This is a genomic window from Streptococcus suis (assembly GCF_019794555.1).
Lineage (GTDB): Bacteria > Bacillota > Bacilli > Lactobacillales > Streptococcaceae > Streptococcus > Streptococcus suis_AB.
In genome coordinates, this window is the sequence record NZ_JAIMEP010000002.1 from 1 (window position 1) to 12,317 (window position 12,317).

Consider the following 12,317-nt stretch of genomic DNA (forward strand, 5'->3'; position numbering starts at 1 on the left):
TACAATCATCAACGTTTTCAAGAGCGCAACAACGGCCTTGCCCCTCTTGAAATGAGGAACAAGGCCGTCGCCTAATCTTTTATTATTTCATTGTCCACTTGACAGGGAGCTGTTCAGTTTTTGCCATCATATATAACAAGCTAGTTTTATATAAACGCGAAAGTTCGAAATTAGGTAAGCCGACTGCTGTCGGCTCTCATCTCCAGCCTTAGCCTCGCTTCTCTATATCTAGGATCGGGCTGAAACAATTCACTTAACAAGCCTTGCTTTTATATTTTTAAGCTCGGGTTAAAACAGTAACTCCCCTGACTGTTTTAATCCACCCGGACTTTATTCAATGGTAAACTGACTATCGCCAGTTCCCATCTCCCGATAGCAAACATCTCCCAGATGTTAGTAAAAGGTAAGCTGATTACCATCAGCTCTCATCTCCCACTAGAAAAGGTCCACTGGACCTTAGCCATTGGTAAGCCGACTGCTGTCGGCTCTCATCTCCAGCTACCAACAGTCCCCCAGACTGTTGCTACATCTTCTCTTCCAACTCCACATCCGGATACTTGTCCGCAAACCAGCGGAGGGCGAAGTCGTTTTCAAAGAGGAAGACTGGTTGGTCAAAGCGGTCTTTGGCTAGGATGTTGCGACTTGATGACATGCGTTCATCCAGGTCTTCTGGCTTGATCCAACGGACAGTCTTTTTGCCCATTGGGGTCATAACTACCTCAGCATTGTACTCACCTTCCATGCGGTGTTTGAAAACTTCAAACTGGAGCTGACCTACGGCCCCCAGCATATACTCGCCAGTCTGGTAGTTTTTGTAGAGCTGGATAGCTCCTTCTTGCACCAGTTGCTCGATTCCCTTGTGGAAAGATTTTTGTTTCATGACATTTTTAGCAGACACTTTCATGAAAATTTCCGGGGTGAAGGTTGGTAGCGATTCGAATTCAAACTTGTTCTTGCCTACGGTCAAGGTATCGCCTACCTGATAGGTTCCGGTATCGTAAACCCCGATAATGTCCCCCGCTACTGCATTTTCCACATTCTCACGGGACTCGGCCATGAACTGGGTCACGTTGGACAACTTGGCCCCCTTGCCTGTACGAGGCAGGTTAACCGCCATGCCGCGTTCAAATTCGCCTGAAACCACACGGACAAAGGCGATACGGTCGCGGTGACGAGGGTCCATGTTTGCTTGGATTTTGAAAACAAAGCCTGAAAAGTCTTTGTTGAGCGGATCAATGACATCACCAGTTGTCGTTTTGTGTCCATGTGGCTCTGGAGCAAACTCCAAGAAGGTATCCAAGAAGGTCTGAACACCAAAGTTTGTCAAGGCTGAGCCGAAGAAAACAGGTGTCAAATCGCCGTCCAAAATCGCCTGTTCTGAAAATTCATTCCCAGCTTCCGCCAAAAGTTCAATATCATCTAGAACTTGTGCATAAAAGGGGTTAGAACCAAAGAGCTTGTCACCCTCGTCCAAGCTTGCAAAACGCTCATCACCTCGATAGAGTTCTAAGCGTTTGTTATGGAGGTCATAGAGACCCTCGAAAGATTTCCCCATACCGATAGGCCAGTTCATCGGGTAGCTAGCGATGCCCAAGACTTCTTCCAACTCCTGTAACAAATCAAGCGGCTCACGGCCATCGCGGTCCAACTTGTTGATGAAGGTAAAGACTGGAATGTTGCGGTGTTTCACAACCTCAAAAAGCTTTTTGGTCTGGGCCTCGATACCCTTGGCAGAGTCCACCACCATGACAGCCGCATCCACCGCCATCAAGGTCCGATAGGTATCCTCAGAGAAGTCCTCGTGTCCTGGCGTATCTAGGATATTAACCCGCTTGCCTGCATAGTCAAACTGCATGACAGATGAGGTAACAGAGATACCACGTTGCTTCTCAATATCCATCCAGTCCGACTTGGCAAAGTTACCAGTCTTTTTCCCCTTGACCGTCCCAGCCTCACGAATCTCGCCCCCAAAATAGAGCAACTGCTCTGTAATCGTAGTCTTACCCGCGTCCGGGTGAGAGATGATCGCAAAAGTGCGACGTTTCTTGATTTCTTCTTGTAGTGACATGATATTGATTCCTTTTTCTTTGGTCCATAGCAGAGCTGACTTCTTCTTTTGCCTACCAAATCAAAAGAGTACAAAAAAAGAGAGCAACTACTGCAACTCTCTTATTATATCGGAAATAATGGAATTTTTCAAACACTTGGAAAATCATTCTTGTAAGATAAAAACTTCATGTTTCTTCCAATAAGACAGAAAAGCCACTTGGGTCATTTCAATAGCTAGCACCAAACCCAAGTTTACAACAAAAAAGTTCAGACTAGCTTTCTGGCTATTAACTAGGGGCAAGTGACTTAGAAAACCATAGTTTCCTCCTGTGAATATATTGACCATAAAAATCACACTATTCATCAGCAATGTCCAAGAAAGGATCTGTTTCAGAGAAAGTTTTTCAAAGGACTGCTCACCCAGCAAATATACCAAGGCATTGACAGCCAAAGCATAATGTCCAACCACATAGGTGAAAAAAGTAAGATGAGGAAAAGGGTATGGGTCAAATACTGGATGTAAAAATGCTAGTACTGAGCCAAACAGCCCTAAATAAGCAAAATAACGCTTGATTGATCCCGGTTTTCCAAACAAAAGAACCAAAATAGCCAGACGACAATGATAAAAGGGAAGACTTTCAAATAAGGGAATAGACTGCACGATATGCCAGGTATATAGACTAACAACTTGAATGGCTAGAAGAATGTAAAACAAGCCTCTAAACCATCTTTTCTGATAGAATTTCAAACTTAAAAATAGAAAACATAGTAAAAGTAGAATGAGGCCCATTTGCTCAAAACTCGATAAATCAGGGCCTTGTGAAATATGATTGGTAAAGAATTCTGTCATATTGTCCCTCCTATCTACTATCTACTATCTAATCAGTATATCAAATTTGTCAAGAATTGACAAGGATAACTAAAAATGAGAGGTATCAACTCTCATTTCTCATGTTCTAAAACATCAAGGACTTTAGCTAGCTGCATTGAGTTAGAACCCTTGAGCAATATTTGATCATTGGCCCCTAAAACTAACTGAACCTGTTTGACCAGGTCTTCAAATTGGTCTTCTTCCGCATTTTTCTTAAAGAAATAGACTTTTCCAATTGGGAACATCTGACTAGCCAACTGAGCCAGGCCTTCAATATCCTGACCGTAGAAAATGACGGTATCTAGCACATCAGGCGACAGGCTCAGAATCATCTGATTGTGGAGGTCAACCGACTGGCTACCCAGTTCTTTCATGTCTGCTAAAACCGCGATTTTCTTGCCGCCTTCATTGGCTGGAATGCTAGAGAAAGTTTCCAAAATCAATCGCATGGCCGTTGGGTTGGCGTTGTAGACATCGCTGAGAATGTCTGCTCCGTTGGCTGCCTTCTTCCACTCGGTGCGGTTGCGGGTCAAGTTAAGACTGGCTAGGGCTGACTTGATTGCCTCATCAGGCACACCCAAGGTCTTGCCCACGTAACTTGCTACCATGGCATTGGTGGCATTGTACTTGCCTGTTACTGGGAGGAAAATGTCGCCGTCCATAAAGTTGACGGTGAAGGTCAGGCTATCTTTTGACTCGACCAGACTGGTCACCTGCAAATCTCCCTGTTCACCAAAACGAACGAGATCCACTTGGCTCGGCAAGAGCTTATCCGCAATCGGATCTGCTGGGATCAAGAGTTTACTACCTGGCTCCATTCCATCTGCAATCTGTAATTTTCCTTTGGCAATTTCTTCTCGTGAACCGAAAAATTCCAGATGGGCTTCTCCAAAAAGGGTAATCACTGATAGGCTTGGTTTGGCAATTTCAGAAAGCAAGTGAATATCGCCCAAGTGGTCTTGACCCATTTCCAAGACCAGTTTTTCTGTATCGTCAGGCATATGAAGTACTGTGTAAGGCAGACCGATTTCGTTGTTATAGTTGCCCTGTGTCTTGTAAGTCTTGTAAGTCGTCGCTAGAACATCGTGAATCATGTCCTTGGTGGTCGTTTTACCGTTTGATCCTGTCACGGCAATGACTTCTACCTCTGTCTTCTCCAGGTAGTAGGCCGCTAATTGTTGAAGCGCAGCCAAGCAGTCATCTACTAGGATGTGGGGAACATCAAGGCTGACTTCAGACAGGGTTACTGCGCAGCCATTTTCAAAAGCCACAGGAATAAAGTCATGACCGTCACGCGCTCCCTTGAGGGGAACAAAAAGATCCCCTTCTGTAATCAGGCGACTGTCGAACTCCACCTTGTTAAGGGTTCTATCGGGATAAAGACTAATATTATTTTTTGCGCCCAAGACCTGAGCGACTTCGTGTAGGGTTAATTTCATTGTTTTCTCCAGTAAACTAAAGGCTAGGTTCACCCCCACACCGCTTCTCAAAATTTGCGTCAACATCTCAGCGCAGTGGTTGATTGGTAGATTTGTTCGTGTTTTACACTCCAAATCTACCTAATCAACTGTGCGGGGGCGGGAAGACGAACTCTTTTTTGACAAGTCGAGTTCTTTCCCGCTCCCATTATACCATTTTTTATCGAACTTGAGTGAGGACACCATCTTTCATCTCATAAACCTTGTCGCATTTTTCAATCATGCGCTGGTCATGCGTTACCATGATAATGGATTTATTCCGTTCTTTGGCTTCCTTAGCTAATAACTCAACCACTTCAAAAGCGCGATTACTATCTAGACTGGCTGTTGGTTCATCAGCTAGAATCAAAGCTGGATCGTTATAAAGTGCACGGGCAATTGCTACCCTCTGACGTTCTCCACCTGACAAATCCTTAGGGAACTTGTTTTTGAGATGGGCCACTCCCAATTCAGATAGGAGTTCGTTTCGCTTGCTCGGTTCAGCTTTCTTATTTACCTTATCAACCAAGGTTAATTGTTTTTCGACAGTTAAAAATGGAATCAAATTAGAAGCCTGCAAGACAAAACCAATATCCTTATAGCGTAGTTGAGCACGTTTCTTTTCTGGTAGATCAGAGTAGTCTGATTGATTGATTAACACACGACCAGTTGTTGGTGTTTGTAGACCTCCTGCCAAGGTCAAAAATGTTGATTTACCAGACCCGGACGGTCCGATGATTGCGACAAACTCGCCTTCTTCAATACTAAAATTAGTCGGTTTAAGAGCTGTAATAGTTTGACTACCGTCTTGGAAGGTTTTACTAATATTTTCAAAAATAAGTGTTTTCATAACAACCTCCTAAGATAAATTTTGTAATGGATCTACCTTAAAGATAGAACGTACAGAGAAACTAGCACCTAATAGGGCAAATACAACAAGAGCTAGACCGATTGCGATATAGAAGGTCCAGTTATTTTCAAATGGCACAGCGCTTGGCAAGACAAGGGATGACAAATACGTTCCAGCCAATCCAAAAACAGTTCCCACACCAGCCAGAAGGAAGGTTTGAGCCAGTACAGAACCTGAGATATAGCCATTTGAAAGACCTTGAATTTTCATCAAACCAAAAATCGGAGATTTCTGTGTTGTCAAAACAAAGATAAAAATACCAATAACAATGGCTGAGATGACAATCAGGAATCCTATCATAAAGCCAAAGGTCATATTTTGTGCCTTATATCCTGGCAGATTTTCTATGAAATCTGCAATGGCAACTTTTTCCAACTCATCCGGTACTGAGGAGGCATCTCCACGAATGACAATGGCACTGGCCAGACTACTAGTAGCTGCCTGTTGCTTATCTGCTTGCATTAATTCTGAAAATGCATCAAAATCCATATAAACGACAGGTGCCACGCCAAAATAAGCATTATCTGTATACCCAACAATAGTCACTTTTTCATCAGAACCTGACAGATAGATTTGATCTCCAATTCCAAAACCTTCTACCTTTGACAGGGATTTGTCTACAACGACTTCTCCAACTTTTTCATACAAACGACCTTCTACAATATTCGGTACGATAAAACTATCTGATTCAACCGCAAAGATATTGACTTTCTCTTTTTCATCAGTTGCAGCATCTTTATCCACATATGCAACTCCTGCCTGTTGGCGAATCAAGGCCTTGTCACCAGCATCTACTTGGTCAATCAAGTCTGTATCAATTTTGGATGCTGTAATCAGGTGATTGCTTTCTGAATTAAGCAGGACATAGTCTGCCTGCCATTTATCAACTGCTGTTCTATTTTCCTGCATGAGTCCGTAAGCCAAACCAGTCAGGAAAAAGACCAGATAGGAAATCAGGACCAGTAGTCCTAATATTAAACCATAACGCAGCTTATTCTGCCGCATTTCTTCAATTGCTAAAAACATCTACTCCACACTTTCTAAGACAAAAAAACTTGTCTCAAACTGCAAGTCTTCCCTCAAAAGAGCTTTGACTTTACATTTCTTTTCAACATAGGCAAGAATCTCTTTCTGCTTTTGCGCCGAAACCGACTCACCAATTCCAATCAACACCTCAAAACGCTGATTGTCCAAACGGCTCTCCACCTGAACAGGCATGGTTTTATTGCCTTCTTGGCTGGCATAGTAGCCCTGCACACACATGGTGATACAGGCAGCTAAGCCAATATTAACTAGACTAACCGGAGTCTCACCCTTCTCCGTTACCCCAAAGGTACGAACCGGTTCGCCATAACCTTGAGAAAGAGCCTGAAACAGACCTTCCCCTTTTACTGTCGTTTGATACATAAACACCTCCAGAACTTGTTCCATTTTATTCCTTTTTGCAAACCTTTGCAAGAAAAAAGATTGGAATGATTCCAATCTTGATAATAATTAAATGAGGTGACTTTCGCGTTTTTCAAACATTTCCTTAGCCAAACGAACAAGCTCTTCAATCAAGTCTGGGTAAGCTAGGCCCATATTATCCCAAAGGAGTGGATACATAGACCACTGGGTAAATCCTGGCATGGTATTGAGCTCATTCAGGAAGATGTCGCCGTCTTCTGTCAGGAAGAAATCACAGCGAGAAAGTCCACAGCCACCGATAGCACGGAAGGCCTTGGCAGCATTATCACGCATGGTATCCATGATAGACTCATCAATCTTAGCTGGGATTTCCATGGTGATTTTGTTGTCGATGTATTTGGCATCGTAGTCATAAAAAGCAACGTCTTTGACTACTTCGCCAGGAAGGGTGGTTTTCACGTCAGCATTTCCCAAAAGACCAACCTCAATCTCACGCGCATTAACACCCTGCTCAACGAGGACACGGCTGTCATACTTGAAGGCCAGCTCAAGTGCCTTACGCAAGCCAGCTAAATCCTCAGCTTTTGAGATACCGACACTTGACCCCATATTAGCTGGTTTTACAAAGACCGGATAAGTCAATTTTCCTTCAATCTCTGCAATCTTATCATCGATATTTTCACCCTCGATAACTGCCACATAAGGTACTTGGGAGATTCCTGCTGATTCAAGAACGCGCTTGGTAGTGATTTTGTCCATAGCAACGCTGGAAGACAAGATATTGGTGCCAACATACGGCATACGAAGAACTTCCAAGAAGCCTTGAATCGAGCCATCTTCCCCCATCGGTCCATGAAGGACAGGGAAAACAACTGCATTTTCTTCATAAATATCGCTCGGACGGATTTTTTGCTCTTCAATAATCGTCGCATTGGTCATCAATTTTTCATCAGCAGCTGGTGTTTGAGAAAATTCTTGGGTCTTCACAAAGTCACCAGCTTGCGTGATGAAATAGGTTTTTACAAAGAATTTATCATAATTGATGGCACGCATGACGCTCTCAGCTGATAAAACGGATACTTCGCGTTCTGCTGAACGACCACCATATAGTAAAATTAAAGTTTCTTTTGTCATATACTTTCCTTTTCTAATTCAAAACAACTATAGTTAGTATAGCATATTTTTTATCTGATGGGCGGACCAAGGTCTCCTAAACTATAATTCTGTCCTATTCTCAATGGCACGAAGGAGGGTGACTTCATCTGCGTATTCAATGTCACTTCCGACTGCCAATCCTCTTGCCAGGCGAGTAACCTTGATACCTGCTGGCTTTAGGACACGTGAGATGTACATGGATGTCGCTTCACCATCTGCTGTTGCATTTGTCGCTACAATGACTTCTGTCACTTCATTTTCCATCAAACGAGTTAGCAAGGTCTTTAAGTTAATATCGTCTGGTCCAATGCCATTCATCGGGGAAATCAAGCCATGCAAGACATGGTAAAGACCGTGGTATTCTTGGATATTTTCCAAGGCTGTCACATCTCGACTGTCTTCTACAATTAAAATGGTCGACTGATCACGACTGCTATCTTGACAAATACCGCAAGGATCTTGGTCGGTCAAATTTCCACAAATCGAACAATAGGTCAAATCCCGCTTGGCAGCCAAGAGATTTTTTGCAAATTCATTGACCACATCGTCCTCCATACCAATCGTATAAAAAGCCAAACGAGTTGCGGTTTTGATACCAATTCCCGGTAACTTTGAATAGCTATCAATCAACCGAGCAATCGGGGTTGGGTACAGCATAATTCTCCTTTAATTCATAGGATAGAGTGAATTGTATAAATTGATAATATCACGCGTAATCGCCTTAGTCGTCGTAGATGACTGGTCCGTCAAATTCGGAAGAACCACCGAAACCGCAATCTGGGGATTATCGCTCGGCGCATAAGCAACAACGTTGGTGTTGATCGCCGTTACCACTTCACCTGAAGGAGTTGTAGTATAAGTTTCGGCAGTACCAGTCTTGGCACTGATGGTCACGGCCGCACCACGACCGATAGCACTACCTGTATTAAATCGTCCTCCACCATTTACAAGTTGATAAAATCCTTGACGAAGGAGAGCCATTTCATCAGCTGAAATATTGACTTGATTCATCTCTTTACCAGAAACTGTTTCAATCAAATCTCCCAATCCACCTTGGGGATTATTTCCATAGATACCTTCTACAAGATGAGGAGAAATCCTTTTTCCATTATTTGCTACTGTCGCTACATATTGAGCCATCTGCATCGGTGTATAGTTATCAAACTGTCCAAATGCATTCATAATAAAGTTTGCGGTGGAATATTCTTCTGGTAAGAAACCTGTTGATTCAAGTGGTAAGTCAATTCCTGTTGACGCACCTAAACCATACTCTGCAAAAGTCGAACGAAGCTTAGTCATGGCATTTGTCAATGTATCGCCATCGTTCAAAAACATATTTGGCGAATAGGTTTGACCTAATAACCCCAAAGCAATTTTTACCATGTAAACGTTTGAAGAATATTCTAACGCCTGTGTAACATCAATATTAAAACTACCATAGGCCCACCAAGATGTAATTGGTGCTGAACCTGCAAAATAAATCGGTTCATCTAATAATACCTGATTTCCTGAGATAATGCCATTCTCCCAACCAGATGAAATAGTTGCACCCTTGACAATAGAACCTGGTGTAAAGACGCTTGTGATAGTTCCAAGAGCATCTTCTGTTATGCTACCTGCTCCTTTTTCATGACTGTATCCAGACATGGCAAGCACCGCACCTGTTGAAGGTTCCAATGCGACTGCATAAACTCCTTCCGAGTAAAGTGCACTTCCTGTTGACAACTCACTCTCAAAATATTTTTTTAGAATCGCATTGACACCATCTTGAAAGGCCAAATCAATGGTTAGTTTAATATTGTTTCCTTGTTGTCCTTCTTGAACAGTCTGAATACTCTCGACGTTACCATTTCTATCTAAATTAATTTCTTTCTTCTCTCGTTGACCTTGCAAGACTTCTTCATACTGTTTTTCAAGATAGGCAGTTCCCACGCGGTCATTCGCAGAATATCCTTTTGACAAATAATAATCGGCATCCTCAGCTGGTAAACCTGCTTGTTCACTTGTTACAGTACCAATAATTGAGCTAAGTGAAGTATCTAGAATACTCCGTTGCCAGTTATTTGTAGTTGAGATTCCTTCAAGTTGGTCAGAATTTGCTACAATCAAAGCCACTTGTTCAGCCGTAAGGCTGTCTGTGACAAGATTAACTGTTTCAAAATAGGAAGCGGCATTCATCTGAGTAAATAGTTCAATTGCTTTCAACTCTTCATCAGAGTAGTTCAACTGTTCTGGTGTTAAACTAGCAACAGCATTTGTATAAATCTCTGACTCACTTAAATAATTGCCGTCTGCATCATAGCGCTGATCATCCGGAAGGTTGCTCACTACTTCCTTGTATACATCTTGATCAGCTAGATAATAATCAGCTTTATCCCGATCTGAAACACTAACATCCGAAACTGTGACCCATTGAAGTAAATTTTTAGCAACTTGCTTCATTTCCTCAGCAGTCATTTTATTAGAGCGAGTAAAGGACACTACTTGTTGTATCTGATTTTCAACCAAAGGCTTTCCTTTAGCATCGTAAATCAGTCCTCGAACAGAACTTTTAGTGACTACTTTCTGACTAGCAGTTGCTAATTTATTACTATAAAAATCATGATTCACAATCTGCATATCTGCCAACCGGACAATCAGCACTGTAAATAATAAAATGACGACTCCAAATAAAATATTTAATCGAATTGGAATCATATTTCTTGCATTACCAGTTGATTGATGATTCTTTTTTTTCAAAAGACAAACCTCATTCTAGAAATATTCTTCTTATTATACCACAGGCAAAAAATATTTTTTAGACAGAGCCTCCTTTTCAGAAAATATTTTCTTATGATTTCTTCACGAGACAAGCTTGCACTATCTCCCATTGACTGTGAACAGATGTTTCCACAAACTGTTGATCATGGGAAACCAAGAGGACACTTCCTTCATATTCCTTCAAGAATGTTTCCAAAGCTTCAATAGCTGCCATATCTAGAAAATTTGTCGGTTCATCTAATATCAAAAGATTTGCATCCGCCAACAATACCTTAGCTAAGGAGAGACGAACACGCTCACCACCAGACAGATTTGCTACCTTCTGCTGAGCCTTATCGTAAGAAAGTCCTAACATACCTAATAAATTGAGAATCGTCATCTTATCTTGAAGAGAGGTACAACTAACATTTTCAAAAGCAGTCTTTTCTTCATCAAGGTTTATCAAATCCTGTGCAAAATAAGCAATTTTTAACTTAGGATTATAATAGCCTGCCAATTCTTTCCTTAATAATTTTCGGACAAAACTGGTCTTTCCAGAACCATTCGCCCCCACTAAGGCTAACTTCTCTCCAAACGTCATCCCTATCTGAGGGAAATCAAATAGATACACTTCATCCACAAAAACTTGACCTGCTTGCAAAAGAAATAGTCTGTGTAAATCAGTATCTAAGGCCCCTTTTGATTCCATTTTAATATGAGCCTCCCTTCTGGGCTGACTAACCTTTTCCAACCTCTCAATCCTTTTCTCTAACTGTTTAGCAGACTTAGCCATTGACTTGGATTGACTATCATAGGAACCCATCATAGCACTGACTTTCCACTCAGACGATGAAACACCTTTCTTTCTCTTCCCCATCTTCTGAGCCTTGACCTGACGCTCTTGTTGGGCTTTTTTTAGTTGAGTGACTTTTTTCTGATAGGCTTCATAGGCCTCCTGCTGCCCTTCTCGCCTAGCCCGGCGACTTTCTACAAACGCCTCATAATTCCCTGTATAGACCTGAATACTTCCTTCTTCTAAATGCCAAATGTGACTGGCTATTTGATTGAGAAAATGCCGATCATGACTAACAACTAGTAGACTACCTCGATAGCGTTTGATTTGTTTGATTAGCTTTTCCTGGTGTTCTTGGTCTAGATTAGCTGTCGGCTCATCCAGGATTAACAACTGCGGTCTTTGGGCAAAAGCCTCTTGAATAGACTTCCAAACCTGTTCCCCACCTGAAAGCGAGCTCCTTTCCTGTAACTGGGGTACATAGGCCCAGTCTGCTTTTACCTCAATTTGACCGACAAAATCCCTATCCAGTCCTAGTAAGATTTTCAAAAAAGTAGACTTGCCAACACCATTATTTCCAACCAAACCAACCTTTTGACCAGCTTGAAGGCTCAACTGCTGGATTGTAAACAAACTACGTCCCGCAAATTCCTTCTCTAATTGAATACATTTTATCATTTCCATATAGACCTCTTTTCTTCACAAAAAGGGCTTCTATTCTTCAAAAAATGACACAAGAAAAAAGCCATGCAAAACATGACCTTTCCCTATGGAAAAAGTCACATGAATAGTAAGCCCTTATGAGCAGTCTTATCCCTTGTATTCTCGGTTAATATAACCTCACTACAATTTTTAAGAATGACTAATAACTAGCTTAATTATTCATGTAACTTCACCTCACGTATTTTATATATTTATTCTAAACAAGTTCAATGA

At 41.9% G+C, this 12,317-nt stretch carries 10 protein-coding genes; all 10 read right to left on the reverse strand.

What is annotated here, in order from left to right; all coding sequences use genetic code 11:
- Window positions 1-523 precede the first annotated feature (523 nt).
- The 10 genes from K6V48_RS00810 to vga(F) all read right to left on the reverse strand — a co-directional run bounded on the left by K6V48_RS00810 (window position 524) and on the right by vga(F) (window position 12,065).
- Window positions 524-2,068, reverse strand: a complete 1,545-nt coding sequence (locus K6V48_RS00810; protein WP_222367294.1) for a peptide chain release factor 3 — start codon at window positions 2,066-2,068, stop codon at window positions 524-526.
- Between the two features lie 144 nt (window positions 2,069-2,212).
- The gene (locus K6V48_RS00815; RefSeq protein ID WP_222367295.1) at window positions 2,213-2,899 is read right to left on the reverse strand and encodes a YwaF family protein; all 687 of its coding nucleotides are present in this window, start codon (window positions 2,897-2,899) and stop codon (window positions 2,213-2,215) included.
- 92 nt (window positions 2,900-2,991) lie between these two features.
- A complete protein-coding gene (locus tag K6V48_RS00820; protein ID WP_222367297.1) occupies window positions 2,992-4,359 on the reverse strand; it encodes a UDP-N-acetylmuramoyl-tripeptide--D-alanyl-D-alanine ligase in 1,368 nt (455 codons plus the stop codon).
- Window positions 4,360-4,558: 199 nt separating this feature from the next.
- Entirely contained in the window at window positions 4,559-5,227 is a 669-nt protein-coding gene (locus K6V48_RS00825; RefSeq protein ID WP_172040870.1) for an ABC transporter ATP-binding protein, read from the reverse strand.
- A gap of 9 nt (window positions 5,228-5,236) precedes the next feature.
- Entirely contained in the window at window positions 5,237-6,313 is a 1,077-nt protein-coding gene (locus tag K6V48_RS00830) for an ABC transporter permease (RefSeq protein ID WP_222367299.1), read from the reverse strand.
- On the reverse strand, window positions 6,314-6,694 hold the full coding sequence (locus K6V48_RS00835) for an OsmC family protein (RefSeq protein ID WP_024391265.1): 381 nt from the start codon (window positions 6,692-6,694) through the stop codon (window positions 6,314-6,316).
- Between the two features lie 87 nt (window positions 6,695-6,781).
- Complete coding sequence (locus tag K6V48_RS00840) at window positions 6,782-7,828, reverse strand: D-alanine--D-alanine ligase (protein ID WP_222328907.1); 1,047 nt, start codon at window positions 7,826-7,828, stop codon at window positions 6,782-6,784.
- A gap of 81 nt (window positions 7,829-7,909) precedes the next feature.
- Window positions 7,910-8,506 (reverse strand): recombination mediator RecR, encoded by a 597-nt coding sequence (gene recR, locus K6V48_RS00845; RefSeq protein ID WP_222367300.1) that lies wholly within the window; start codon window positions 8,504-8,506, stop codon window positions 7,910-7,912.
- Between the two features lie 9 nt (window positions 8,507-8,515).
- Window positions 8,516-10,546, reverse strand: coding sequence for a penicillin-binding protein PBP2B (gene pbp2b / locus K6V48_RS00850; protein ID WP_222367445.1), 2,031 nt, complete (start codon window positions 10,544-10,546; stop codon window positions 8,516-8,518).
- A gap of 133 nt (window positions 10,547-10,679) precedes the next feature.
- Window positions 10,680-12,065, reverse strand: a complete 1,386-nt coding sequence (gene vga(F) / locus K6V48_RS00855; RefSeq protein WP_222367303.1) for an ABC-F type ribosomal protection protein Vga(F) — start codon at window positions 12,063-12,065, stop codon at window positions 10,680-10,682.
- Between the last annotated feature and the right edge of the window lie 252 nt (window positions 12,066-12,317).

Coding starts and splice junctions, on each gene's coding strand:
- K6V48_RS00810 (WP_222367294.1), bottom strand. CDS start 2,068: ATGTCACTACAAGAAGAAATCAAGAAACGTCGCACTTTTGCGATCATC.
- K6V48_RS00815 (WP_222367295.1), bottom strand. CDS start 2,899: ATGACAGAATTCTTTACCAATCATATTTCACAAGGCCCTGATTTATCG.
- K6V48_RS00820 (WP_222367297.1), bottom strand. CDS start 4,359: ATGAAATTAACCCTACACGAAGTCGCTCAGGTCTTGGGCGCAAAAAAT.
- K6V48_RS00825 (WP_172040870.1), bottom strand. CDS start 5,227: ATGAAAACACTTATTTTTGAAAATATTAGTAAAACCTTCCAAGACGGT.
- K6V48_RS00830 (WP_222367299.1), bottom strand. CDS start 6,313: ATGTTTTTAGCAATTGAAGAAATGCGGCAGAATAAGCTGCGTTATGGT.
- K6V48_RS00835 (WP_024391265.1), bottom strand. CDS start 6,694: ATGTATCAAACGACAGTAAAAGGGGAAGGTCTGTTTCAGGCTCTTTCT.
- K6V48_RS00840 (WP_222328907.1), bottom strand. CDS start 7,828: ATGACAAAAGAAACTTTAATTTTACTATATGGTGGTCGTTCAGCAGAA.
- recR (WP_222367300.1), bottom strand. CDS start 8,506: ATGCTGTACCCAACCCCGATTGCTCGGTTGATTGATAGCTATTCAAAG.
- pbp2b (WP_222367445.1), bottom strand. CDS start 10,546: ATGATTCCAATTCGATTAAATATTTTATTTGGAGTCGTCATTTTATTA.